Origin of the sequence: Curtobacterium citri (assembly GCF_030362955.1) — a bacterium.
GTDB lineage: Bacteria > Actinomycetota > Actinomycetes > Actinomycetales > Microbacteriaceae > Curtobacterium > Curtobacterium citri.
In genome coordinates this window covers 390,918-415,223 of record NZ_JAUCML010000001.1, presented here as the reverse complement: position 1 = coordinate 415,223, position 24,306 = coordinate 390,918, and the positions used below count along the sequence as shown (strand labels likewise).

Annotated in this window: 22 protein-coding genes; 7 read left to right on the top strand and 15 right to left on the bottom strand. The window is 71.8% G+C overall.

From position 1 onward, the window contains the following. Window positions 1-3: 3 nt before the first annotated feature. Both QUG92_RS02025 and QUG92_RS02020 read right to left on the bottom strand, forming a co-directional pair. Window positions 4-720 (bottom strand): response regulator transcription factor, encoded by a 717-nt coding sequence (locus QUG92_RS02025; RefSeq protein ID WP_069712231.1) that lies wholly within the window; start codon window positions 718-720, stop codon window positions 4-6. Between the two features lie 128 nt (window positions 721-848). Continuing rightward, window positions 849-2,108 carry a class I SAM-dependent RNA methyltransferase gene (locus QUG92_RS02020; RefSeq protein ID WP_182046559.1) on the bottom strand — a complete coding sequence of 420 codons (1,260 nt, stop codon included), beginning with the start codon at window positions 2,106-2,108 and terminating at the stop codon, window positions 849-851. Between the two features lie 14 nt (window positions 2,109-2,122). Here QUG92_RS02020 and QUG92_RS02015 point away from each other — a divergent pair, with 14 nt between their 5' ends. Then, a complete protein-coding gene (locus tag QUG92_RS02015) occupies window positions 2,123-2,932 on the top strand; it encodes a Maf family protein (protein WP_289457486.1) in 810 nt (269 codons plus the stop codon). Window positions 2,933-3,011: 79 nt separating this feature from the next. Further along, window positions 3,012-4,790, top strand: a complete 1,779-nt coding sequence (locus QUG92_RS02010; RefSeq protein ID WP_289457485.1) for an acetyl/propionyl/methylcrotonyl-CoA carboxylase subunit alpha — start codon at window positions 3,012-3,014, stop codon at window positions 4,788-4,790. 82 nt (window positions 4,791-4,872) lie between these two features. Here the strand turns inward: QUG92_RS02010 and QUG92_RS02005 are convergent, their stop codons facing one another. The 13 genes from QUG92_RS02005 to QUG92_RS01945 form a co-directional block, all read right to left on the bottom strand. Further along, complete coding sequence (locus QUG92_RS02005) at window positions 4,873-5,808, bottom strand: hypothetical protein (protein WP_289457484.1); 936 nt, start codon at window positions 5,806-5,808, stop codon at window positions 4,873-4,875. 213 nt (window positions 5,809-6,021) lie between these two features. Beyond that, complete coding sequence (locus tag QUG92_RS02000; protein ID WP_289457560.1) at window positions 6,022-7,674, bottom strand: phospho-sugar mutase; 1,653 nt, start codon at window positions 7,672-7,674, stop codon at window positions 6,022-6,024. 74 nt (window positions 7,675-7,748) lie between these two features. Continuing rightward, the gene (locus tag QUG92_RS01995) at window positions 7,749-8,576 is read right to left on the bottom strand and encodes a purine-nucleoside phosphorylase (protein WP_182046563.1); all 828 of its coding nucleotides are present in this window, start codon (window positions 8,574-8,576) and stop codon (window positions 7,749-7,751) included. Window positions 8,577-8,638: 62 nt separating this feature from the next. Next, window positions 8,639-8,917, bottom strand: coding sequence for a PTS sugar transporter subunit IIB (locus QUG92_RS01990; RefSeq protein WP_069712225.1), 279 nt, complete (start codon window positions 8,915-8,917; stop codon window positions 8,639-8,641). After that, window positions 8,914-9,360: a PTS sugar transporter subunit IIA gene (locus tag QUG92_RS01985; protein WP_289457483.1), complete on the bottom strand. Its 447-nt coding sequence runs from the start codon at window positions 9,358-9,360 to the stop codon at window positions 8,914-8,916. Before QUG92_RS01985 ends, QUG92_RS01990 begins: the two co-directional genes overlap by 4 nt. Before the next feature lie 4 nt (window positions 9,361-9,364). Continuing rightward, complete coding sequence (locus tag QUG92_RS01980; RefSeq protein WP_289457482.1) at window positions 9,365-10,477, bottom strand: adenosine deaminase; 1,113 nt, start codon at window positions 10,475-10,477, stop codon at window positions 9,365-9,367. Window positions 10,478-10,586: 109 nt separating this feature from the next. After that, window positions 10,587-11,876, bottom strand: coding sequence for a thymidine phosphorylase (locus QUG92_RS01975; RefSeq protein ID WP_289457481.1), 1,290 nt, complete (start codon window positions 11,874-11,876; stop codon window positions 10,587-10,589). 1 nt (window position 11,877) lies between these two features. Then, window positions 11,878-12,405, bottom strand: a complete 528-nt coding sequence (locus QUG92_RS01970; protein ID WP_434533031.1) for a cytidine deaminase — start codon at window positions 12,403-12,405, stop codon at window positions 11,878-11,880. 19 nt (window positions 12,406-12,424) lie between these two features. Next, window positions 12,425-13,714: an ABC transporter permease gene (locus QUG92_RS01965; RefSeq protein WP_182046566.1), complete on the bottom strand. Its 1,290-nt coding sequence runs from the start codon at window positions 13,712-13,714 to the stop codon at window positions 12,425-12,427. After that, window positions 13,711-15,057: an ABC transporter permease gene (locus QUG92_RS01960; protein WP_411469356.1), complete on the bottom strand. Its 1,347-nt coding sequence runs from the start codon at window positions 15,055-15,057 to the stop codon at window positions 13,711-13,713. Before QUG92_RS01960 ends, QUG92_RS01965 begins: the two co-directional genes overlap by 4 nt. Beyond that, a complete protein-coding gene (locus QUG92_RS01955; RefSeq protein WP_069712219.1) occupies window positions 15,054-16,574 on the bottom strand; it encodes an ABC transporter ATP-binding protein in 1,521 nt (506 codons plus the stop codon). Before QUG92_RS01955 ends, QUG92_RS01960 begins: the two co-directional genes overlap by 4 nt. A gap of 95 nt (window positions 16,575-16,669) precedes the next feature. Beyond that, a complete protein-coding gene (locus tag QUG92_RS01950) occupies window positions 16,670-17,740 on the bottom strand; it encodes a BMP family lipoprotein (protein WP_182046567.1) in 1,071 nt (356 codons plus the stop codon). Between the two features lie 210 nt (window positions 17,741-17,950). Then, on the bottom strand, window positions 17,951-19,066 hold the full coding sequence (locus QUG92_RS01945) for a mannose-1-phosphate guanylyltransferase (RefSeq protein ID WP_182046568.1): 1,116 nt from the start codon (window positions 19,064-19,066) through the stop codon (window positions 17,951-17,953). 280 nt (window positions 19,067-19,346) lie between these two features. Between QUG92_RS01945 and QUG92_RS01940 the strand changes: the two genes are divergently transcribed. From QUG92_RS01940 to QUG92_RS01920, 5 genes are all read left to right on the top strand, one after another. Further along, complete coding sequence (locus QUG92_RS01940; protein WP_289457480.1) at window positions 19,347-20,585, top strand: glycosyltransferase family 4 protein; 1,239 nt, start codon at window positions 19,347-19,349, stop codon at window positions 20,583-20,585. 78 nt (window positions 20,586-20,663) lie between these two features. Next, the gene (gene sdhC / locus QUG92_RS01935) at window positions 20,664-21,113 is read left to right on the top strand and encodes a succinate dehydrogenase, cytochrome b556 subunit (RefSeq protein WP_083263831.1); all 450 of its coding nucleotides are present in this window, start codon (window positions 20,664-20,666) and stop codon (window positions 21,111-21,113) included. Between the two features lie 20 nt (window positions 21,114-21,133). Continuing rightward, window positions 21,134-21,580 carry a succinate dehydrogenase, hydrophobic membrane anchor protein gene (sdhD, locus tag QUG92_RS01930; RefSeq protein WP_182046570.1) on the top strand — a complete coding sequence of 149 codons (447 nt, stop codon included), beginning with the start codon at window positions 21,134-21,136 and terminating at the stop codon, window positions 21,578-21,580. A 93-nt stretch (window positions 21,581-21,673) separates the two neighbouring features. Next, window positions 21,674-23,467, top strand: a complete 1,794-nt coding sequence (gene sdhA / locus QUG92_RS01925; protein WP_069712215.1) for a succinate dehydrogenase flavoprotein subunit — start codon at window positions 21,674-21,676, stop codon at window positions 23,465-23,467. Then, the gene (locus QUG92_RS01920) at window positions 23,467-24,240 is read left to right on the top strand and encodes a succinate dehydrogenase iron-sulfur subunit (protein WP_066655113.1); all 774 of its coding nucleotides are present in this window, start codon (window positions 23,467-23,469) and stop codon (window positions 24,238-24,240) included. Before sdhA ends, QUG92_RS01920 begins: the two co-directional genes overlap by 1 nt. Window positions 24,241-24,306: the final 66 nt, after the last annotated feature.

Here is a 24,306-nt window from a genome sequence, read left to right as displayed (position 1 = left end):
TCGTCAGCGGCCGTCGGTGTCGGGGTCGATGCCGGAGTCGAGGCCCGGGAGGATCCCGTCCTCGACGGCACGACGGAGCAGGTCGACCTTCGTCGGCGCCGGACGTCCGACCTCCACGTACTTCACGCGGATGCGGTCGAGGTACTCCCGGGCCGTCGAGTAGCCGATGCCGAGCTGCTGCGCGGCGAGCTTGAGCGGCAGGCCGGATGCGTAGAGGTGCAGGATCTCGCGCTCACGCCGTCCGAGCTGCGCCTTCGCGAAGTCGCGGTCGGCGTCGATCGCGCTCGCCCACTCGAGGTTGTTGAGGACGTCCCCGCGGGCGACGGTGGCGACGGCGGCCATCACCGTCTTCGTCGCCGAGGACTTCGGGATGACGCCGGCCGCCCCTGCGGCCAGGGCCTCGCGCACGCTGGCGACCCGGTCGGCGATGGAGTGCACGAGGACCGCCGATCCGGTCCCCTGCACGCCCTTGACGTTCGCGGTCACGGTCGAGCCGTCGCCGAGCGACAGGTCGAGCACGACGACGTCGACCTCACGCCCGCCGAGGTTCGCGACGTACTCGGGCACGCTCGCGGCGGTGAGCACCACCTCGAACCCCTCGTTCTGGCACGCCGCCTGGATGCCGAGCCGCACGGACTCGTGGTCGTCGACGACGGCGACACGGACGGGCCTGGTGGCCAGTCCGGTCGCTCCGCTGCTGGTGTTCGTGTCTGCTGCCACGGTGGCCTCTCGTTCCGATGCACGCCCGGCCCCTGTCGCCGGGAGCGATCATCGTCTGAGGATACCCGTGTCGGCGGCCCCGACGGTGTTCCTGCACACCGCGGCACACCGGGCCGGGCCCGCGCGGCTCAGGCGATCGGCACGAGCCGCGCGACGGCCTCCAGGTGGTGGGTGTGCGGGAAGAGGTCGAAGGCCCGCAGCGCCTCGAGCCGGTAGCCGAGGTCCGCGAAGGTCGCGACGTCACGGGCGAGGGCGACGGGGTCGCAGGCGACGTACACGACCTGCGCCGGCTGCAGGGCCGCGATCTGCACGACGACCTCGCGACCGGCTCCCGAGCGGGGCGGGTCGAGCACGACGGTGCCGGCGCGGAAGCGCTGCAGTTCCGGTCGGGAGGCATCCGCCGCGGTCCGGGCGAGCCAGCGGTCCACGCGACCCGTCTCGGCACGGGCACCGATCCACTCGGCCAGGTTCTCCTGCGCGTGCTCGGTGGCGCGCGCGGCGCTCTCGACGCTCGTGATCCGGGCCTTCGGACCGACGACGTCCCCGAGCGCCGCCGCGAGGAGCCCGACGCCGCCGTAGAGGTCGAGGTGCTGCCCCTCGGGGTCGAGCCGGTCCCGGTCGACCAGGTCCTGCACGGCCGCGGTGAGCACGGCCGGCGCCTGCCGGTGCACCTGCCAGAAGCCGGTGTCGTCGACGGTGAAGGAGCGGTCCCCCACGACCTCGGTCACGACGGTCGGCTTCTGCTCGTCGATCACGAGTCGGGCGCCCTCGGCACCGCTCGGGGCGAGGACGTCGACGACCGAGGCCCCCGGCATCGCCCCGCGGGCCAGCGGCGCGGCGTCCTGCACGCGCTGGGCGGCGAGGGGCAGGGAGGTCACCGGCACGACCGTGTGCGACCGGGCGGCGAAGGGCCCGGCGGTGCCGTCCTCGTCGACGTGCAGACGGACACGCGTGCGCCACCCGAGGCCGTTCGTCTCGTCGTCGCCGGGGGCAGACTCGACCGTGACGTCGTGCCCGAGGACCTCGGTCAGGTCGGTCCGAGCGAACCGCGAGAACGCGTCGACCAGGACGTCGTGCTTGAGCGTGCGCTGGTGCGAGAGCGCGATGTGGCCGAACTCGGCACCGCCGGCGCGCACGGCCGGGTCGCGGTCGAGCGCTGCCTCGGGCCAGACGTGGTCGACGCGGTGCTCGCTCGGCGTCACGACGGACACCGTGTCGGCGCGCCAGAACGACTTCTTGCGGTCCTCGGTCACGCGGGCGACGACGCGCTCCCCCGGCACCGCGTCCGAGACGAAGACCACGCGCCCCTCGTGCCGTGCCACCGAGATGCCGCCGTGGGCGATCCCGGTGACGTCGAGTTCGAGCAGCGTGCCGACGGATTCACCCATGGTTCGATGTTCCCATGCGTCTGTACCTCGCGAGTACGTCCCCCGCCCGCCGTGCGCTCCTCGCGCAGACCGGCATCGAACCCGTGCTCGTCGCGCCGGGGGTCGACGAGGACGCCGCGGTGGCCGCCGCGTCCGCCGCGCTCGGGCGCGACCTGACCGGACCGGAGCTGGTCGGGCTGCTCGCGGTCGCCAAGGCGGACGCCGTCGCGGACGCCCGGATCGCCGGCTCCCCCGTCGACGGCTTCGTGTTCGGCGGCGACTCCGCGTTCGAGGTGGACGGTGTGCTCTACGGCAAGCCCCACGACCCGGAGGTCGCCCGCGAGCGGTGGCGGCAGATGCTCGCCGCGGGCGGCGGCACCCTGTGGAGCGGACACTGTGTCGTGGACCGACGGCTGGACCGCGGGGCGGACGCGGCCCTGGACTCGACCACGGACCGGACGGGAGGCGCGGGGCGGGCCGGCACCGTGCCTCCCGTCCGACAGGTGGACCCGTCGGGCGGCGGGGCGCTCGGCGTGGCCGGCCACCTGGGGGACGTCGAGCCCGGCGGGTCGACGCTGGTCGCCGCCGGCGACCACGTCGTCGCGGTCGACAGTGCGGTGCTCACGTTCGCCGACGACATGGACCCCGAGGAGATCGACGCGTACGTCGCGACGGGCGAGCCGCTCGAGGTCGCCGGGGCCTTCACCATCGACGGCCGGGCGGCCGCGTACATCACCCGGATCGACGGAGCACCCTCGGCCGTCGTCGGCCTGTCGCTGCCCGTGCTCCGGTCGATGCTGCTCCGCGGGTTGGGCGTCGCGTGGCACGACCTCTGGTCGCTGTAGACATCCACACTCGATCGACGTCGTTCTTTGTACGTGCCGGTCAATTCCGGCTGCCGTGGCACGAATAGGCTGACTCACCATGCCCCGTATCAGCAAGGTCCTTATCGCGAACCGCGGCGAGATCGCCGTCCGCATCATCCGCGCGGCCCGCGACGCAGGCAAGGCATCGGTCGCCGTCTACGCCGACCAGGACCGTGACGCGCTCCACGCCCGCCTGGCGGACGAGGCCTACGCGCTGAACGGCACCACGAGCGCCGACACCTACCTCGTCATCGACAAGATCATCTCGGTGGCCCGCCGCTCCGGCGCCGACGCCGTGCACCCGGGCTACGGGTTCCTCGCCGAGAACGCCGACTTCGCGCGCGCCGTCATCGACGCCGGGCTCACGTGGATCGGGCCGTCGCCGGAGTCGATCGAGCGCCTCGGGGACAAGGTCTCCGCCCGGCACGTCGCCGAGAAGGTCGGCGCGCCGCTGGCCCCCGGCACCATCGAGCCCGTGCAGGACGTGTCCGAGGTGTTCGACTTCGTCGACCAGGTCGGGCTGCCCGTCGCGATCAAGGCCGCCTTCGGTGGTGGCGGGCGAGGGCTGAAGGTCGTGCGGTCCCGCGAGTCGGTCGAGGAGCTCTTCGAGTCGGCGACCCGCGAGGCCATCGCCGCCTTCGGTCGCGGCGAGTGCTTCGTCGAGAAGTACCTCGACAAGCCGCGGCACGTCGAGACGCAGTGCCTGGCGGACGAGCACGGCAACGTCGTCATCGTCTCCACGCGTGACTGCTCGCTGCAGCGCCGGCACCAGAAGCTCGTCGAGGAGGCACCGGCGCCGTACCTGACGTCCGAGCAGGAGACGCGGCTGTACGAGTCGTCGAAGGCGATCCTCCGCGAGGTCGGCTACGTCGGTGCCGGCACGTGCGAGTTCCTCATCGGCGCCGACGGGACCGTGTCGTTCCTCGAGGTGAACACCCGCCTGCAGGTCGAGCACTGCGTGTCCGAGGAGGTCACCGGGATCGACCTGGTCCGCGAGCAGTTCCGCATCGCCGAGGGCGGCACGCTCGACCACGAGGACCCCGCCCCCCGCGGCCACTCGTTCGAGTTCCGCATCAACGGCGAGGACCCGGGCCGCAACTTCTTCCCGGCGCCCGGCCCCGTCCACGCGTTCAACGCCCCGTCCGGCCCCGGCGTCCGGGTCGACTCGGGCGTCGTGTCCGGCGACGTCGTGTCCGGCTCGTTCGACTCGATGCTCGCGAAGCTGATCGTCACCGGCGCCACGCGCGAGGAGGCGCTCGAGCGCTCCCGTCGTGCCCTCGCCGAGTTCGAGGTCACCGGTCTGCCGACCGTGCTGCCCTTCCACCGCGCCGTCGTGTCCGACCCGGCCTTCGCCACGGACGACGCGACGCCGTTCAGCGTGTACACGCAGTGGATCGAGACCGACTTCCAGAACGACATCCCCGCCTGGAGCGGGTCCCCCGAGGAGCTCCCGGCTCCCGTGGCGCGCGAGAGTGTCGTCGTCGAGGTCCAGGGCAAGCGCATCGAGGTCACCATGCCGTCGATCGTCGGCGGTGGCGCCGCCGGTGCTGCCGGCCGTCGCCCCGCGGGCCCGTCCGCTCCCCCGAAGCGCCGGTCGTCCGGCGTGAAGGGCGGTCTGGTGTCGTCCGGCTCCGTGACGTCCCCGATGCAGGCCACGGTCGTGAAGACCGCGGTCGCCGAGGGTGACACCGTGGTGAAGGGCGACCTGCTCGTCGTCCTCGAGGCCATGAAGATGGAGCAGCCCGTGCAGGCCCCGCGCGACGGCGTCGTCACCGGGCTGAACGCCCCCGTCGGCCAGACGGTCTCGTCCGGCCACGTGCTGCTCGAGCTCGCGTAGGGCCACCCCGCTTCGAACCACGAAAGCGACGTCGAACCACGGCCCACCCCTGGTTCGACGTCGCTTTCGTGGTTCGTCGCGCTCACCACTCGGGCGTCACGCGGAGCCCACGACGCACCGGGACGCCGGCATCGGCCAGCATCGCGGGGAACCGTCCTCCCGGGACGACGTCACGCCAGATCGGGCGGATGACGCCGCGCACCTGCGGGAGCGCTCGGAGGCGGTCTTCGCGGAGCTTCTCCGCGATGACGACCTCGTCCGCGGAACGCCCGTCGCGTAGATCGGGATCGCGGTACTTCGCGAGCCCGTCGAACTCGACGACGAGGCCCTGGTCAGGCAGCCAGAAGTCGACCCGGCCGATCAGACCCGAAGCGTCGTTGAACACCTGCTGCTGGACGGGCGGCGGGCAGCCGACGTCGTGCATGACCAGGTGCGTGACGCTCTCCCCCGCCGACTCGGACAGCCCGGACGCGAGTCCGAGCACCTGTCGAGCGCGGCGGTGCGCGCGGACGGGGAGCCGTCGCGTGAGCATCTCCTGGAGGTCCGACTGCTCCACGCCCCGACGGACGGCCGCGTCCGCGACCGCCAGCGCACGGCCACGGTCGTACCGTAGGAGGACGTCGATCGCCGTCTCGGGGACGTCGGTGACGACCAGTCCGTCGACGACCGCGGTGCGCACCCGACGGCCGGCACCGGGCACCTTGTCGACGTGCCGGGTCCGCTGCGTCGTGGTCCGGCGGGGATCGGTCAGCGTCACCCGGTCGGGCACGGGCAGGATCCACGGCAGGCGGTGGAGCACGACCGCGGATGCGTGGGACACGGCGGTCTCGGGTGCTCGCTCGTGCGCTGCCCTCGTCCGAGCGATGTGTCGCTCCCACTCGGTCGCCACGTTCCACTCGGCCTGGACGGCGAACGCCCCGTAGCCGATCACGACCAGCGCCCCACGCTCGACCATGCGCCGCTGGCGGCGTGCCGCGGCCGGGTCCGGGTGCTCTCGGACGACGTTCGGAACGGTCATCTGGTCAGGATGCCGATCCTCGGGCTCCCCGACCGCGCTCGACGGCCGCGGCGTGGAGGACGCCCCCGTTCCACAGCGCCGCGACGACGAGTGACGAACCACGGATCCGACGTCGAACCAGGCGCAGGGCGTGGTTCGATGTCGGATCTGTGGTTCGACAGCGCGGTGGCGGCGGCGGCGGCGCGTGGCGGCGGCGGCGGCGGCGCCGGTGGGCTAGGACACCAGCGGGCGGACGTCGGCGGCGAGGGCGTCGACGAGCGCCTGCGCCTCGGCCGGCGACTGCGCCACGGTGTCGATGTACACCTTCACCTTGGGCTCGGTCCCGCTCGGGCGCACGATGACCCGCGCACCGCCGTCGAGGTCGTAGCGCAGGATGTCGGAGGGCGGGAAGCCCTCGACGCCGTCGGCGTAGTCGGTCACCTGCGACACCGTCCGGCCGCCGAGCGTCGTCGGCGCAGCAGCGCGCAGGGCCGCCATGACCTCGCCGATGCGCGACAGGTCGTCGACACGCGTGGCGACCTGCCCGGACGCGAACGCCCCGAACCGCACCGCGAACGCGTCGAGCTCGTCGGCGATGGTCTTCCCCGCGGCGGCGAGCGACACGGCGAGGTCGAGCAGCGCGAGCGCGGCCGAGATCCCGTCCTTGTCGCGGACGACCGCGGGGTCGACCAGGTAGCCGAGTGCCTCTTCGTAGCCGAAGACCAGGTCGGGGACGCGCGACACCCACTTGAAGCCGGTCAGGGTGTCCCGGTAGGCCAGGCCGTGGTGCTCGGCGACGCGGGCGAGCGCCGGCGAGGAGACGATCGACGCGGCGAGGGTCCCGCCGGTGCCGGCCTCCTCGGCGCGGGCGGCCGCGCGCCATCCGAGCAGCCAGCCGACCTCGTTGCCGGACAGCCGCCGGAACGACCCGGAGCCGTCCGGGATCGCGAGCGCGAGACGGTCGGCATCGGGGTCGTTGGCGATGACCAGGTCGGCACCGACGGCGACGCCCCGGGCGATCGCCAGGTCCATCGCGCCCGGCTCCTCCGGGTTCGGGAACGACACCGTCGGGAACGCCCCGTCCGGCTCGATCTGCTCCGGCACGACGGCCGGCTCGGCGAAGCCCGCGGCGGCGAACACCGCGCGGGCGGTCTCCCACCCGACACCGTGCATCGCCGTGTAGACGACCGTCGGCTGGGCGTCGACCGGGAGGCTCGGGGCCGGCACCGTCGCGGCCGTCGCGTCGACGTAGGCCTGCACCAGGGCGTCGCCCGCCACCGTGTAGTCGGTCGCCCGGGCGAGCTCGCGCACGTCACCGGCGGCGACGACGTCGATCGCCGCGGCGATCTCGCCGTCGACCGGCGGCACGATCTGCGAACCGTCGTCCTCACCGCCGAGGTACACCTTGTAGCCGTTGTCCCGCGGCGGGTTGTGGCTGGCGGTGACCATCACGCCCGCGCCGACCCCGAGGTGCCGGACGGCGAACGCGAGCACCGGTGTGGGCAGCGCCGACGGCAGCAGCGTGACCTCGAGCCCGAGGCCGCGCATCACCTCGGCGGAGTCGCGGGCGAACACGTCGGAGTTCACGCGGCCGTCGTACCCGATCACGACGCTCCGGTCGCGCCCGGTGTCGATCAGGAAGCGCGCCAGGCCGGCGGCGGCCTGCGTCACGACGACGCGGTTCATCCGCTGCGGCCCGGCTCCGAGCTCGGCGCGGAGGCCTGCGGTACCGAACGTCAGGCGGCCGGAGAAGCGCTCGCGCAGCGAGTCCGCCGCTGCGGCGTCCCCGGACGCGGCGGACGAGACGAGCGTGTCGAGCTCGGCGCGGGTCTCGTCGTCCGGGTCCTGAGACGACCACGACCTGGCGGTGGTGAGGAGCGCCTCCAGACCGTCGAGGGGTTCGGCGCCCTCGCCGAGGTCACCGTCCGCGATGGCGCCGTCGGAGGGGCCGTCGTGCCGGGTCACAGTGCCGCCACCACGCGGGCGAGGAGGTCGGCGATGACCGGCTCGGCCTGCTTGCCGGCCTCGAGGACCTCGGTGTGCGACAGCGGCGTCTTCTGGATGCCCGCGGCGAGGTTCGTGATGAGGGAGAAGCCGAGGACCTCCATCCCGGCCTGGCGGGCGGCGATGGCCTCGAGCGCGGTCGACATGCCGACGATGTGCCCGCCGATGGTCTTCGCCATCTGGACCTCGGCCGGGGTCTCGTAGTGGGGGCCGCGGAACTGCGTGTAGACGCCCTCGTCGAGGCTCGGGTCGATCGACCTCGCGACCTCGCGCAGCCGCGACGAGTACAGGTCGGTCAGGTCGACGAACGTCGCGCCCTCGAGCGGGCTGTCCGCGGTGAGGTTGATGTGGTCGCTGATGAGCACCGGGGTGCCGGGCGTCCAGGTCTCCTTGATGCCGCCGGCCCCGTTCGTCAGCACCATGATCGACGCCCCCGTGGCGGCGGCGGTGCGGACGCTGTGCACGACGCGGCGGACGCCGTGGTTCTCGTAGTAGTGGGTGCGGGCACCGATGACGAGTGCGTGGCGGCCGTCCTCGAGGCGGATCGAACGCACCGTGCCGGAGTGCCCGGGCACGGCGGAGGCACTGAAGCCGGGGACCTCGGCCGCGGGGATCTCGGACACGGTCTCGCCGATGATGTCGGCGGCCTTGCCCCACCCGGACCCGAGGGTGAGGGCGATGTCGTGCCGCTCGATGCCGGACCGGTCGGCGATGACGGCGGCGGCGTCGCGGGCGACCTCGAAGGGGTCGGCGGCGGGGTCGTTCAGCGGGTTCTCCGTGCTCATGCCCCGATCCTAGGGCGCGGGCGTCGAGCGGAGAGCCGACCACGCGGCCCTGTGGACAGCCGTCAGTGCTCCCCGAGCGCCCGGTCCACCGCCGCGGTGATCTCGCCCTGGTCGAAGTGGTTCCGGATCACGATGACCTCGGCGTAGGTGTCCCCGATCGCCTCGACGAACTCCGCGCTCGTGAGGATCACGTTCGCGTCCTCGGCGACGGCGCGCACGGACCCCACGTCCGCCGCGACGACCGACGCCGACAGCCCGAGCGCGCCGAGGGCCTTCTCGGCGTTCACCTTGAGGATGCCGCTCGAGCCGATGCCCGCGCCGCAGATGGTCACGATCTTCACGCCGGTGCCCCCAGGATCGTCCGGACCTCGTCCGCCGAGGTCGCCGCTGCGAGGCGCCCGGTGACGGTGTCGTCGTTGAAGGTGTTCGCGATCGCGCCGATCGACTCGAGGTGCGTGCCGACCTCCGCCACCGCCAGCCCCAGCACGACCGACACGGGATCGTTGTGCGGGTGCCCGAACGACACCGGTCCGCGCAGGGTCACGACCGCCAGGCCGTCCCGCAGCACCGCGGGCCCCGGCCGGGCGTGCGCGAAGGCCAGCCCGGGCGAGATCACGATGTACGGGCCGTGCTCCTCGACGAGCTCGACCATGGCGTCCGTGTACGGCGGTGTCGCGGCCCCGGAGCGCACGAGTGCCGCACCGACGAGCCCGAGCGCCTCACGCCACGAGGACGCGTCGGCCCCGAGCACGACCGCGTCGTCCGGCAGCGGCGGGAGGGACATCGGACTACGCCTCCTGGTGTCCGGCCGTGATGGTCGCGATGATCTCCTCGCGGTCCTCGAGCGGCAGGAACGAGCCGAGCGCGGCGTTGATCTGGAACGCCGCGAGGTCGTCGAGGTCGTACCCGAAGGTGCCGGCGAGCAGGGCGAGCTCGCGGGAGAGCGACGTCCGGCTCATCAGGCGGTTGTCGGTGTTCACCGTGACGCGGAAGCCGAGCTGGTACAGCACGTCGAACGGGTGGTCGGCGAGGTCGTCGCCCCACGCCGCGATCGCGCCGGTCTGCAGGTTCGAGGACGGCGCGACCTCGAGCGGGATCTCCCGGTCGCGCACCCACGAGGCGACCTCGCCGAGGGCGGCGAGGGTCGACCCGTCACCGGCGTCGGACAGCGTGACGTCCTCGAAGATCCGCACGCCGTGACCGAGGCGGAGCGCCCGACCGTCGACGAGTGCCGAACGGATCGAGGCCAGGCCGTCGGCCTCGCCGGCGTGCACGGTCGTCGGGAAGAGCTCGGACGCCAGGTAGTCGAAGGCGGCACGGTGGTTGGCGGGCGGGAAGCCGGCCTCGGCCCCCGCGATGTCGAAGCCGACGACGCCGCGGTCGCGGTGCCGGACGGCGAGCTCGGCGATCTCGAGGGACCGGTCGGCGTGCCGCATCGCGGTGACGAGCTGCCCGACGCGGATCGAGCCGCCGGCCGCGTCGACGGCCTCGGCGATGCCGGCCTGCACGGCCTCCACCGTCTCGTCGAGGGTCAGTCCACCGCGCAGGTGCTGCTCGGGCGCCCAGCGGATCTCGCCGTACACGACGCCGTCGGCGACGAGGTCCTCGACGAACTCCTTCGCGACGCGGTGCAGCTGCGGGGCCGTCTGCATCACCGAGGTGGTGACGTCGAAGGTCTTCAGGTACTCGACGAGCGAACCCGAGTCCGCCTGGTCGGCGAACCACTGCCCGAGTGCCTCGGGGTCGGTGGTCGGCAGGTCGATGCCGGCCTCTGCGGCGAGCTCGACGATCGTCGCGGGCCGGAGGCCGCCGTCGAGGTGGTCGTGCAGCGAGACCTTCGGCAGGTCGTCGATGACCGCTCCGGCGTCGGGCAGGCGGTGGGTCGGGGCGTCGGCGCTCATGCGGTCCAGGCTATCGGTGGTCACCGACTCCGTGCAGGTACCTGTGGACAACAGCGGCCGACACGCACTGGAGGCTTCCCACAGCGGTGCGGGAAGCCTCCGGACGTGGTCAGGACGCGATGCGCTCGCGCACGATCGGCCCACGGGGCTCGGCCGACGTCCCGATCGCCCACGCACCCTCGAGCGATGCGAGCGCGCGGTCGAAGCGGTCGGCCTCGTCGGTGTGGAGCGTCCACAGCGGCTGCCCGGCGGTGACGGTGTCGCCCGGCTTGACGTGCAGCTCGATGCCCGCCCCCGCCTGCACGGGGTCCTGCGCCCGGGCCCGACCGGCGCCCAGTCGCCACGCGGCGATGCCGAACGGCAGGGCGTCCTGCTGCACGAGCACCCCGGACTCCGTCGCGGTGACGACGTGCTGCTCGCGGGCGACCGGGAGCGCGGCGGACGCGTCGCCGCCCTGCGCCTCGATCATCCGCCGCCAGGTGTCCATCGCACGGCCGTCGGCGAGTGCGGCCGCCGGGTCGGCGTCCGGCAGCCCGGCGAGCGTGAGCATCTCGGTGGCCAGCGCGACCGTCAGCTCGACGACGTCGGCCGGACCACCGCCTTCGAGGACCGCGACCGACTCGCGCACCTCGAGCGCGTTGCCGATCGTCAGCCCGAGCGGGACCTCCATGTCGGTCAGCAGCGCCGAGGTCGCGACCCCGGCGTCGTTCCCGAGGTCGACCATGGTCTGCGCGAGCTCTCGCGATGCCTCGTACGTCGGCATGAACGCGCCGGAGCCGAACTTCACGTCGAGCACGAGCGCGCCCGTGCCCTCGGCGATCTTCTTCGACATGATGCTCGACGCGATGAGCGGGATGCACTCGACGGTGCCGGTGGTGTCGCGGAGCGCGTAGAGCTTCTTGTCCGCGGGAGCCAGGCCGGAGCCGGCCGCGCAGATGACCGCGCCGACGTCACGGAGCACGTCCATCATGCGGTCGTTCGAGATCGCCGCCTGCCAGCCGGGGACCGACTCGAGCTTGTCGAGCGTGCCGCCCGTGTGCCCGAGCCCGCGCCCGGACAGCTGCGGCACCGCGACGCCGAACGACGCCACGAGGGGCGCCAGCGGCAGCGTGATCTTGTCGCCGACGCCGCCCGTGGAGTGCTTGTCCACGGTCGTCTTGCCGAGCGAGCCGAACGACATCCGCTCCCCCGACGCGATCATCGCCAGCGTGAGGTCCTTGATCTCCCGGCGCTCCATGCCGTTGAGGAAGATCGCCATCGCGAGGGCCGCCATCTGCGGGTCCTCGACGTAGCCGCGCGTGTAGGCGTCGACCAGCCAGTCGATCTCGGGCGTGCTCAGCGCGTCGCCGGAACGCTTCGTGCGGATGAGGTCGACGGTGTCGAACGGCTCGACGGCCATGTCAGTGCTCCTGCTGGTAGGTGGCGAGGGTGCGCGGCCCGAACGCGTCGGGCAGGACCTCGTCGATGGTGCGGATGCCCGAGACCGTCTCGAGCAGCATGCCCTCGGTCGAGTGCTCGAAGAGGAGCTGTCGGCAGCGTCCGCACGGCATGAGCGTCGCGCCGTCGCCGTCCACGCACGTGAACGCGACGAGCCTGCCGCCGCCGGTCATGTGCAGCTGCGAGACGAGCGAGCACTCGGCGCACAGGGTGACGCCGTAGGACGCGTTCTCGACGTTGCAGCCGGAGACGATCCGGCCGTCGTCGGTGAGCGCCGCGGCGCCCACCGGGAACGACGAGTACGGCGCGTACGCCCGCCGCATCGCGGCGGTCGCGGCCTCCCGCAGGGCGGTCCAGTCGACGTCGACGCTCGCGTCGACGTCGACCTCGGTGTCGGCCTGGAGGGTCGTGGCCGGGTCCGTCCAGATCGGCTCGCCGGTCGCGGGGTCGGTGGTGACCCCCTGGTCACCCGTGTGGTCCGTGTCGGTCATGTGCCGTGCCTCCCGTCCGTCAGCTCTTGATGTACGGCTTGCCGGTGGCAGCCGGTCCCCGCGACTGTCCGACCAGGCCGGCGACCGCGAAGATCGTCACCACGTAGGGCAGCATGAGCAGGAACTCACTCGGCACGGGCGAGTCGATCGCGCCGAGGATGTTCTGCAGGTTCGACGCGAAGCCGAACAGCAGCGCCGCGAGCGTCGCACGGATCGGGTCCCACCGGCCGAAGATCACGGCGGCGAGGGCGATGTAGCCCGCCCCCGCGGTCATGTCCTTCGTGAACGGTCCGACCGCGTCGAGCGTGAAGTACGCACCGCCCAGACCGGCGATCGCGCCGGCGAGCGAGACGTTCCAGAAGCGCGTGCGGGCGACGTTGATGCCGACCGTGTCCGCCGCCTGCGGGTGCTCGCCGACCGCGCGGAGGCGGAGGCCCCAGCGGGTCTTGAACAGCGCGAAGGTGACGACCGCGACCGCGACGTACGCCAGGTAGACCACGACGGTCTGCTCGAAGAAGACCGGGCCGATGACCGGGATCTGGTGCAGCAGCGGGATCTCGATCTTCGGGAAGCGGATGCCGATGTTGAGCGTCTGCTCGTTCGGCGACAGCACCTGCGAGTACAGGAAGCCGGTGAGGCCGGAGATGAACGCGTTGATGACGACACCGACGATCACCTGGTCGACCAGGTACTTGATGCTGAACGCCGCGAGGACGAACGACACCAGGACACCGGCGACGAGCGCACCGACGAGGCCGACCCACGCGGAGCCGGTGAGCGAGGCGATCATCGCCGACGTGAAGGCGCCGGCGAGGAACTGGCCCTCGATGGCGATGTTCACGACGCCGACCCGCTCGGAGATGACGCCGCCGAGCGCACCGAACACGAGCGGGACGCTCAGGCCGAGCGCACCGACGAGCAGGCCGGGCACGGGGATGGTGTCCCCCGCCGCCGACCACGTCAGGAAGCCGATGACGAAGAGGACCGCGAAGACCGCGGTGACCCAGAGCGGGACCCGGCGCGAGCCGCGGACCTCGACGACGGCGTACACCGTGACGAGGGCGAGCAGGACGATGACGACGATGCCCGTGCCGGTCGCCGGCAGGAGCACGTTCGGCAGCGCGAAGAAGTCGCCGCCGTTCGCGAGCCGGAACGTGGTGTCGCCGGAGCGGTGCAGGACGCCGAAGAACAGCACGGCCAGGACCGTGAAGACGGCGAAGCCGATCGGCGCCTTCCAGCTGCGGGTGGTCTCGACCGGACGGTCGGAGAGCGCGGGTGCGGATGCCGCGGTGGGGCTGATGGTGCTCATGCGGCGACCGCCTTCCGGGGGTTCTTCGCGCCACGGGCGCGGCGTCGGGCGCCCGGCTGCGGGATCCGGAAGATCGCGCGGACGAGGGGCGGAGCGGCGATGAAGAGGACGATGAGGGCCTGGATGACGCCGACGATGTCGATCGGGATGTCGTTCGCGGCCTGCATGGCGTAGCCGCCGTTCTTCAGGACACCGAACAGGATCGCCGCCCAGAAGACGCCCCACGGCTTGGAGCGGCCGAGCAGCGCGACCGTGATGGCGTCGAAGCCGATGCCGGCGTCGATGCCCGAGGTGAAGCCGGACGTGACGGCCCCCTGCACCTGGTAGGCGCCGGCGATGCCGACGAGCGCGCCGGAGATGACCATCACCCAGATCGTCAGGGCGGGCACGCTCATGCCGGCGACGCGGGCCGCACGCGGGTTCTCACCGATCGTGCGGAAGCGGAAGCCGAGCGACGACTTGTTGACGAGCCACCACACGACGACGACCGCGAGGAGGGCGACGACGAAGCCGAGGTCGATCCCGAAGCGCGGCCCGAACAGCGCCGGGAAGACGGCGCTCTCCTTCGTCGCGGGCGAGATCGGGTTCGAGCTGCCCGGTGCCTGCAGCAGCCCCGGGGTGCGGAGCAGGTAGCTCACCAGGTACAGCGCGACGTAGTTGAGCATGATCGTCAGGACGACCTCGTTGGCACCGGTGCGGGCCTTGAGGAGCCCGACGATGCCGCCCCAGATCGCGCCGCCGACGATGCCCGCGGCGACGGTGAGGGGGATGTGGACCACGGCGGGACCGTCGAACGAGAACCCGACCCAGCCGGCCGCCGCGGCGCCGACGAGGATCTGGCCCTGGCCGCCGATGTTGAACAGGCCGGCGCGGAACGACAGCGCGATGCCGAGACCGGCCGCGATCAGCGGCACGGCGTAGTCGACCGAGCGCGTGATCGGGGCGATCGCCTGCGCGAACGAGGCCGCACCGAAGTTGACGACCGATCCCTGGAACAGCGAGGAGTAGGCGCCGCCCACGGCCGTGCCGACCGCCCGGAAGGTGTCGGCGGGACGGGCGAAGAAGTAGCCGGCCGCGGCGCGGACGTTCTCGTCGGTGACGGCGATGAGGATGCCGCAGGCGACGAGCGCGAGCACGACGGCGAGGACCGTGACGAGCACGGACCCGTTGACGATGCTCTGCAGCGCGGTGCTCCAGCGGTCACCGCCGCCGGCGCGGCGCTCGGTGTCCTCCGCCGAGTCCGTCATGAGGTGCGGGGTGCCCTCGACGTCCTGCAGGCGGTCGTCGGTGGACGCCTCGGCCGGGGTCGCCGGCCGTGCGTCGTCTGGCGTGGGGGTGCTCACGCTGCCAGCTCCGTTCCTTCGGGGATCTCCCCGGCCATCATCAGGCCGAGGACGTCGCGCGGGGTGTCCGCGGGGACGATGCCGACGATGCCGCCGCGGTACATGACCGCGATCCGGTCGGCGAGCGCCACGACCTCGTCGAGCTCCGTGGAGACGACGATGACCGGGACGCCGGTGTCGCGGGTGGCGACGATGCGCTTGTGCACGAACTCGATCGACCCGACGTCGATGCCGCGCGTCGGCTGCGCCGCGACGAACAGCCGCAGCTCGCGGCTGAGCTCGCGGGCGAGGACGATCTTCTGCTGGTTGCCGCCGGACAGCCGGCCCGCCGCGGTGGTGCGGGACGGCGTGCGGATGTCGAACTCGGCGATCTTCTCGTCGGCGAACGCGTCGCGCTCGGCGGCCCGGATGGTGCCGGCTCGGACGAACTCGTCGTGGTCGGCGCGGTCGAGCATGAGGTTCTCGGCGATGGTGAACTCGCCGACCAGGCCGTCCTCCTTGCGGTCCTCGGGCACGAAGCCGACGCCGGCGTCGAGCACCTGCTTGACGGTGCGACCGGTGAGTTCCCGGCCGTCGAGCGTGATCCGCCCGGCGTGCACGGGCTCGAGCCCGATGATCGCCTCGGTGAGCTCGGTCTGGCCGTTGCCCTGCACCCCGGCGATGGCGAGGATCTCGCCGCGTCGGACGGAGAACGAGACGTCGTCCACGAGCACGACGCCCGAGGCGTCGGTCACGGTGACGCCGTCGACCACGAGGGCGTCCTCGCCCCCGGACGCCGGCGCCTTGTCGACGACGAGCGAGACCGCACGCCCCACCATGAGGGCGGCGAGCTCGTTGTTCGTGGCGGTCGGGGACGCCTCGCCCACGACCTTGCCGAGACGGATGACCGTGATGCGGTCGGCGACCTCGCGCACCTCGCGGAGCTTGTGCGTGATGAAGACGATGGCGGTGCCGGCCGCACGGAGCTGGCGCATGATGCCCATCAGCTCGTCGGTCTCCTGCGGCGTGAGGACGGCGGTCGGCTCGTCGAAGACGAGCACCTTCGCGTCCCGCGAGAGCGCCTTGATGATCTCGACGCGCTGCTGCACGCCGACGGGCAGGTCCTCGACCCGGGCGTCGGGGTCGACGTCGAACCCGAAGCGGTCGCTGATGTCGCGGACGCGCTGCCGGGCGCCCGCCAGGTCGAGCCGACCGCCGAACGTGGTCTGCTCCTGGCCGAGCATGACGTTCTCGGCGACGGTGAACACCGGCACGAGCATGAAGTGCTGGTGGACCATGCCGATGCCCGAGCGCATGGCGTCGCCGGGACCGTCGAAGTCCTGCACGACGTCGTCGAGCAGGATCTCGCCCTCGTCCGCCTGGTACAGGCCGTAGAGCACGTTCATCAGGGTGGACTTGCCCGCACCGTTCTCACCGAGGAGACAGTGCACCTCACCGGGTTCGACGGTGAGGGAGATGTGGTCGTTGGCGACGAGCGGGCCGAACCGCTTCGTGATGCCGCGGAGTTCGAGCTTCATGGTGTCTACTGCGTTCCTGTTGGTCAGCACGCCACCCGTGGGCGGACGCGCGGAAACGCGGGCGGAGGATCGATCCCCCGCCCGCGTTCACCCGACTACTTGTTCGACTGGGTCTCGACCTTGATCGAGCCGTCGATGATGCCCGACTTGATCGTGTCGAGCTCGTCCTGCAGACCCGAGTCGACCTTCGACTCGTAGTCGTGGAACGGCGCGATGCCGACGCCGTCGTTCTTCAGGGTGCCGACGTACGGCTCCTTCGAGAACTTGTCGTCCGCCGCCTGCTCGACGACGTCCTTGACGGCCGGGCGCATGCCCTTCATCACCGAGGTGAAGGCGATGTCCTTGTAGCGGGGATCGGCCTCGTAGAGGTCGCTGTCCGCGCCGATGAGGACGGAGCCGTTGTTCGCGTCCTTGATCGCCTCGGCAGCCGACTGGTAGATCGGGCCACCGACCGGCAGGATCACGTCGGCGTCCTGGTCGAGGAGCGTCTGCGCAACGGACTTGGCCTGCGTGCCCGCCTCGAAGCCACCGGTGAAGGAGCCCTTGCCGGTCTCGACGTTCCAGCCGACGACCTTGACGTCCTTCTTCTTCTGCTCGTTGTAGTAGGCGACGCCGTCCGCGAAGCCGTCCATGAAGATGGTGACGGTCGGGATCTGCATGCCGCCGAAGGTGCCGACGACGCCGGTCTTCGAGTACGACGCGGCCGCGTAGCCGGCGAGGAACGCCGCCTGCGAGGTGTCGAAGGTGATCGGCTTGACGTTCTTGGCGTCGATCGAGTTGTCGTCGATGATCGCGAACTCGGTGTCCGGGTTCGCCGCGGCCTGCTTCTTCGTGGCGTCGGCGAGGTTGAAGCCGACCGTGATGATCAGGTTGCAGTTCTGGTTGACGAGCTGCTCGATGTTCGAGTCGTAGACCGTGGCGTCCTTCGACTCGGCCTTGTTCGAGTCGGCGCCGAGCTCCTTCGCCGCGTCGACCATGCCCTCGTAGCCGAGCTGGTTGAACGACTTGTCGTCGAAGCCGCCGGCGTCGGAGACCATGCAGGGGCGGAAGTCGGTCTTCTTCGCCGAGGCGGTGTCGGACGGGGCTGCCGAGCAGCCGGCCAGGACGGCCATGGTGCCGACGAGCGCGAGGCCGCTGAGCACGACCTGACGGGTACGAGATGTCACGGGTTGGTTCCTCCGGGGGGCGGTGCCCGGACCACGTGCTGTTCCGGGCGATCGTGGCGACAGTACACGACCGTCGAGCCGGTACAGAACGCCCCTGGAGGACTCCTGGGATCAGTTACGGGATCGCGACCCCGTCGAAACGCGCCCGTAACGCGGCGTCACTCCCGCGCCCCCACTCCGGGGGGTCCGGAGGCATCCCGTGGTGGAGCGCTACAGCACGTCGCCTCGACCGCTGATCTTCAGTGCGTCCACCACACCCTTGACCCGCTGCGCGTTCGCACTCGTCGTGACGAGCAGGGCGTCCGGGGTGTCGACGACGACGATGTCCTCGACCCCGATGAGCGAGATGAGCCGCTGGCTGTGGGCCACGACGATGCCGCTCGACGAGTCCGCGAGGATGCGCGCGCCGTCGCCGAGCACGGCGAGGTTGTTCGCCCGACCGCCGGACTGCAGCTTCGCGAGCGACGCGAAGTCGCCCACGTCGTCCCAGTCGAAGTCGCCGGGCACGACCGCCATGCGTCCGGCGGCCGCGGCCGGCTCGGCGACGGTGTAGTCGATCGCGATCTTCTCGAGCCCGGGCCAGACGGCGTCGACGACGGCCCCGCGGGACGAGGTGTCCCACGCGGCCGCGAGCTCCTCGATGCCCGCGAGCAGCTCGGGCTTCGTCCGGCCGATCTCGGCCAGCAGCACGTCGGCGCGGGCGATGAACATGCCGGCGTTCCAGAGGTAGTTGCCCTCCTCCAGGTACGCGGTGGCGGTCTCCAGGTCGGGCTTCTCGACGAACGACCGCACGGCGTGCACGGTCGCGGCGCCCTCGACCTCGAGCGCGACGCCGTCGGCGTGGATGTAGCCGAACCCGATCGCCGGCTCCGTCGGCGTGATGCCGATGGTGGCGATGTACCCGGCCCGGGCGGCGGCCACCGCTTCGCGCACGGAGCGGCGGAAGCCGCGGGCGTCCCCGATGACGTGGTCCGCCGCGAAGGACCCGATGACGACGTCGGGCTCCCGTCGGCGCAGGATCGCCGCCGCCAGGCCGATGGCCGCGGTGGAGTCCTTCGGCTCGCTCTCGAGCACCACGTTGTGGTCCGCGACCCCCGGCAGCTGCGCCTCGACCGCTGCGCGGTGCGCCCGGCCGGTGACGACCATGATCCGCTGGTCGCCGGCGAGCGGGGCGAGCCGGTCCCAGGTCTGCCGGAGGAGCGAGGCCCCGGAGCCGGTCAGGTCGTGCAGGAACTTGGGCGCGTCGGCGCGGGAGAGCGGCCACAGCCGGGAGCCGATGCCGCCGGCCGGGATGATCGCGTAGAAGTCCTCGAGTGCGTCTGCCACCCGCTCACCGTACCGGTGCGGCCGTCGGCCACCTGGACGTCCCCCGCACGTTCCCCGCACGCGTGGTGCGGGAGTCCGCAGACCGGCCGGACGCGACCCGGCCCGACGCGACCCCGGCCGACCCGACCCCGGCCCGACGGGACCCGTCGCTGACCGCACCCCGCGCGCCGGGCCCGCGCCGCGCCTCCCGGCCGCACCCGCCGTGTTCACCGCCTGCGCGCCGCGCGTTCACCCGCACCGCCCCGACCGGTCACGACGGCCGCGGACCATGGGCAGCACCATGAGCGCACGCAGCGTGGAGCGCGGCACGTCCCAGCGGACCGTCGCCGTCGTGACCGAGAGCTTCCTGCCCACCCTCAACGGCGTGACCACCAGTGTCCTGGCGGTCCTCGACCACCTGGAGCGCCGCGGCCACCGCGCGGTCGTCATCGCGCCGGACACCCCCGGCCTCGCACAGTTCCGCTCGAGGACCCGGGTCGAGCGGTACCGCTCCTTCGACGTCCACCGGGTGCCGGCGGTCGCGTACCGGCAGTTCCCGGTCGCCCTCCCCCACCCCGTGCTCGACACGATCCTCGCCGCCTCCGGCGCCGACGTGCTGCACGCGGCCAGCCCCTTCCTGCTGGGCGGACGCGCGATCACGGCGGCCGGGAGGCTCGGCATCCCCTCCGTCGCCGTCTTCCAGACCGACGTGGCCGGGTTCGCCCGCCGCAACGGTCTGACCGCGACCGTCCCGCTGGTCAGGAGGATCCTCGGTCGCATCCACGCCGGGGCGTCGCTGACGCTCGCCCCGTCCAGCGCGACCGCGGCGATGCTCGCCGAGGACGGCGTGCCCCGCGTCGCCCGCTGGGGCCGCGGTGTCGACACCGACCTGTTCCACCCGGACCGACGTCGCTCGGCGGCGGTGCGCGCGGCCCGTCGCCGGATCGCGCCCGGCGGCGAGACGATCGTCGGGTACGTCGGTCGGCTCGCACCCGAGAAGGAGGTCGAACGGCTCGCGGAGCTCGGCGGGATCCCCGGCGTCCGGATCGTGGTCGCCGGCGGCGGTCCGGCGCGGGCCTCCCTCGAGCGGCGGCTGCGCCACCTCGACGTCACCTTCACCGGCCCGTTGCGCGGGGAGGCCCTCGCCGACGCCTACGCGATGCTCGACGTCTTCGTGCACACAGGGCCCGCGGAGACGTTCGGACAGACCCTGCAGGAGGCGCACGCCAGCGGCCTGCCCGTGGTCGCCCCCGCAGCCGGCGGCCCGATCGACCTCGTCGCGCCCGGTCTCGACGGCGAGCTGTACGACCCGGACGCCCCGCAGGCCCTCCGCCGGGCCGTCCTCGGACTCCTCGGCGACCCGGACGCCGCCGCGCGCATGGGTTCCGCCGGACGGCTCCGGGTCGAGGGCACGACGTGGGAGGCCGTCGGCGACGAGCTCCTCGCACACCACGACACCGCCCGCACGATCGGCGCCGTGCCCACGGCGACGCGCGCGGTCCGTGCCGGGTGGGACGAGAGTGTCAGCGCACGCGCATAGGATGGGACGTGTTCCACACGAACACGAACGGCAAGGGCTCGCCGATCGGCGAGCCCGTCCTATGGGAGGGCCGAGCTCATGGCCGAGCAGACCGCAGGCGGGACGACGTTGGTCGAACCCAAGGTGACGATCGAGGCGCCCCGCGCCTCTCGGAAGCTGGAGGGGACGCTGTACCGCGGCTCCACGGGGATGTGGTCGTGGGTGCTGCACCGCATCACCGGTGTCGCGATCTACTTCTTCCTGCTCGTGCACATCCTCGACACCGCGCTCGTACGGCTGTCGCCCGAGGCGTACAACGCCGTGATCGGCACGTACAAGACGCCGATCATGAACCTCGGTGAGATCGCCCTCGTCATGGCGATCGTGTTCCACGCGCTCAACGGCCTGCGCATCATCCTGGTCGACTTCTGGTCGAAGGGCCCGCGGTACCAGCGCGCCATGTTCTGGATCGTCATGGTCGTGTGGGCCGTCCTCATCGCGGGCTTCCTCCCGCGCCAGCTCATGAACCTCGTCGCGGACTTCCAGTAGGCGAAGGGACGGAACCAGCCATGACCACACAGACCGTCGAGCCCCCGCGCTCCGCCGCCGCTGCCCGCCGCACCACCAACTGGGAGAAGTGGGGGTGGATCTACATGCGTGCCTCGGGCGTCCTGCTCGTCGTGCTCATCTTCGGCCACCTCTTCGTCAACATGGTCGCCGGCGAGGGCGTCAAGCAGATCGACTTCGCCTTCGTCGCCGGCAAGTGGGCCAACCCGTTCTGGCAGGTCTGGGACTCGCTGATGCTCGTCCTCGCCCTGGTGCACGGCTCCAACGGCATGCGGACGATCATCAACGACTACGTCGCGAAGCCCGCCGTCCGGAAGACCCTGCTGCTCGCGGTGCTCATCGCCTGCGTCGCGCTCGTCGTGCTGGGCCTGCTCGTCTGCTGGACCTTCGACCCGTGCCCCGCCGGCGCGGCCGCCGCGGACCTGCCGTCGTTCTGCCCCGCGCAGTAGCGCCCGCGCTGCAGCGGACGCACCAGCCGCCACGACCTCCGAGCACGCCGCGCACACCCCTGCCGGCGCGCTGACCCACCCTGAAAGGCCCCAGTGACCGAGACCACCGTCCACCACCACCAGCACGACATCGTCATCATCGGCGCAGGCGGCGCCGGCATGCGGGCCGCCATCGAGGCCGGCCCGAAGGCGAAGACGGCCGTCATCTCGAAGCTGTACCCGACGCGGTCGCACACGGGAGCGGCGCAGGGCGGCATGGCCGCGGCCCTCGCGAACGTCGAGGAGGACTCGTGGGAGTGGCACACCTTCGACACGATCAAGGGCGGTGACTACCTGGTCGACCAGGACGCCGCCGAGATCCTGGCGAAGGAGGCGATCGACGCCGTCATCGACCTCGAGAACATGGGGCTGCCGTTCAACCGCACGCCCGAGGGCAAGATCGACCAGCGGCGCTTCGGCGGGCACACCCGCGACCACGGCAAGGCCCCGGTGCGACGGGCCTGCTACGCGGCGGACCGCACGGGCCACATGATCCTGCAGACGCTGTTCCAGAACTGCGTGAAGCTCGGTGTCGAGTTCCACAACGAGTTCTACGCGCTCGACCTCGTCATGGTGGACGTCGTGGGCGAGGACGGCGTCACGCGCCAGCAGCCGGCCGGCGTCGTCGCGTTCGAGCTCGCGACCGGCGAGCTGCACGTGTTCCACGCCAAGGCCGTGATCTTCGCGACCGGCGGCTTCGGCAAGATGTACAAGACCACCTCGAACGCGCACACCCTGACCGGCGACGGCGTCGGCATCGTGTGGCGGAAGCGCCTGCCGCTCGAGGACATGGAGTTCTTCCAGTTCCACCCCACCGGCCTGGCCGGCCTCGGCATCCTGCTCACCGAGGGTGCCCGCGGTGAGGGCGCCATCCTCCGCAACGCGTCGGGCGAGCGGTTCATGGAGCGGTACGCCCCGACGATCAAGGACCTCGCACCGCGTGACATCGTCGCGCGCTGCATGGTGCAGGAGGTCGCCGAGGGTCGCGGCGCCGGACCGAACAAGGACTACGTCCTGCTCGACTGCACGCACCTGGGTGCCGAGGTCCTCGAGACCAAGCTCCCCGACATCACCGAGTTCGCCCGCACGTACCTGGGGGTCGACCCCGTCGTCGAGCCGGTCCCCGTCATGCCGACCGCGCACTACGCGATGGGCGGCATCCCGACGAACACCAAGGCCGAGGTGCTGTACGACAACACCACGGTCGTGCCCGGCCTCTACGCCGCCGGTGAGTGCGCCTGCGTGTCCGTCCACGGCTCGAACCGCCTCGGCACGAACTCGCTGCTCGACATCAACGTGTTCGGCAAGCGCTCCGGCAACAACGCCGCCGAGTGGGTGCAGACCGCGGAGTTCCTGCCCCTGCCCGAGGACCCGGCCGCCGGCGTCCGCGGCATGCTCGACCAGCTCCGCGCCTCGACCGGCACCGAGCGCATCGCGGTGCTCCGCAAGGAGCTGCAGGACGAGATGGACAAGAACGCGCAGGTGTTCCGGACCGACGAGTCCCTCGCGAAGATGACCGAGACGATCCACCAGCTGCGCGAGCGCTACCTGAACATCTCCGTGCAGGACAAGGGCAAGCGCTTCAACACGGACCTGCTCGAGGCGGTCGAGCTGGGCTTCCTGCTCGACCTGGCCGAGGTCGTCGTGTTCTCGGCGCGGAACCGCAAGGAGAGCCGCGGCGGTCACATGCGCGACGACTACCCGAAGCGCGACGACGAGAACTACATGCAGCACACCATGGCGTACCTGACGGGTGACCCGCACTCGTCGCTCGCCGACGACCACATCACGCTGGACTGGAAGCCCGTCGTGGTGACCCGGTACCAGCCGATGGAGAGGAAGTACTGATGACCGACACCCTGGTCTCCGACAGCCCGCGCACCGACACCGTGCAGAGCGCCCCTCCCGGTTCGTTCCCGGTCACGATCATCGTCCGCCGGTTCGACCCGGACGTCGACGACGAGCCGCGCTGGCAGGACTTCGACGTCATGATGCTCCCGACGGACCGCATCCTCGACGCGCTGCACCAGATCAAGTGGGAGCAGGACGGATCGCTGACGTTCCGCCGCTCGTGCGCGCACGGCGTGTGCGGCTCGGACGCGATGCGCATCAACGGCCGCAACCGGCTCGCGTGCAAGACCCTGATCAAGGACCTCGACGTGTCGAAGCCGATCTACGTCGAGGCGATCAAGGGCCTGCCGCTCGAGAAGGACCTCGTCGTCGACATGGAGCCGTTCTTCCAGTCCTACCGCGAGGTCCAGCCGTTCCTGCAGGCGTCGAGCAAGCCGGAGAAGGGCAAGGAGCGCGTGCAGTCCGTCGCCGACCGCGCCCGCTTCGACGACACCACGAAGTGCATCCTCTGCGCCGCGTGCACCTCGTCGTGCCCGGTGTTCTGGACGGACGGGCAGTACTTCGGCCCGGCCGCGATCGTGAACGCGCACCGCTTCATCTTCGACTCCCGCGACGACTCCGCGAACGTGCGCCTCGACATCCTCAACGACAAGGAGGGCGTGTGGCGCTGCCGCACGACCTTCAACTGCACCGACGCGTGCCCGCGCGGCATCCAGGTGACGAAGGCGATCTCCGAGGTCAAGCAGGCGATCATGCGCGGCGGCGTGTGAGGCCTCCTCGCACCGCCTTCGCGGCGGCGTCTCGGCGAACGGCATGCAACCGGCCGGTAGGCTCGC

Excerpts from the sequence above, each read along its gene's own strand:
- QUG92_RS02005 (WP_289457484.1), bottom strand. The coding sequence starts at position 5,808 with ATGACCGTTCCGAACGTCGTCCGAGAGCACCCGGACCCGGCCGCGGCA.
- sdhD (WP_182046570.1), top strand. The coding sequence starts at position 21,134 with ATGACCACACAGACCGTCGAGCCCCCGCGCTCCGCCGCCGCTGCCCGC.
- QUG92_RS02010 (WP_289457485.1), top strand. The coding sequence starts at position 3,012 with ATGCCCCGTATCAGCAAGGTCCTTATCGCGAACCGCGGCGAGATCGCC.
- sdhC (WP_083263831.1), top strand. The coding sequence starts at position 20,664 with ATGGCCGAGCAGACCGCAGGCGGGACGACGTTGGTCGAACCCAAGGTG.
- QUG92_RS01995 (WP_182046563.1), bottom strand. The coding sequence starts at position 8,576 with ATGAGCACGGAGAACCCGCTGAACGACCCCGCCGCCGACCCCTTCGAG.
- QUG92_RS01980 (WP_289457482.1), bottom strand. The coding sequence starts at position 10,477 with ATGAGCGCCGACGCCCCGACCCACCGCCTGCCCGACGCCGGAGCGGTC.
- QUG92_RS01965 (WP_182046566.1), bottom strand. The coding sequence starts at position 13,714 with ATGAGCACCATCAGCCCCACCGCGGCATCCGCACCCGCGCTCTCCGAC.
- QUG92_RS01940 (WP_289457480.1), top strand. The coding sequence starts at position 19,347 with ATGAGCGCACGCAGCGTGGAGCGCGGCACGTCCCAGCGGACCGTCGCC.
- QUG92_RS01985 (WP_289457483.1), bottom strand. The coding sequence starts at position 9,360 with ATGTCCCTCCCGCCGCTGCCGGACGACGCGGTCGTGCTCGGGGCCGAC.
- QUG92_RS02015 (WP_289457486.1), top strand. The coding sequence starts at position 2,123 with ATGCGTCTGTACCTCGCGAGTACGTCCCCCGCCCGCCGTGCGCTCCTC.
- QUG92_RS01970 (WP_434533031.1), bottom strand. The coding sequence starts at position 12,405 with ATGACCGACACGGACCACACGGGTGACCAGGGGGTCACCACCGACCCC.
- QUG92_RS01955 (WP_069712219.1), bottom strand. The coding sequence starts at position 16,574 with ATGAAGCTCGAACTCCGCGGCATCACGAAGCGGTTCGGCCCGCTCGTC.
- QUG92_RS01920 (WP_066655113.1), top strand. The coding sequence starts at position 23,467 with ATGACCGACACCCTGGTCTCCGACAGCCCGCGCACCGACACCGTGCAG.
- QUG92_RS01975 (WP_289457481.1), bottom strand. The coding sequence starts at position 11,876 with ATGGCCGTCGAGCCGTTCGACACCGTCGACCTCATCCGCACGAAGCGT.
- QUG92_RS02020 (WP_182046559.1), bottom strand. The coding sequence starts at position 2,108 with ATGGGTGAATCCGTCGGCACGCTGCTCGAACTCGACGTCACCGGGATC.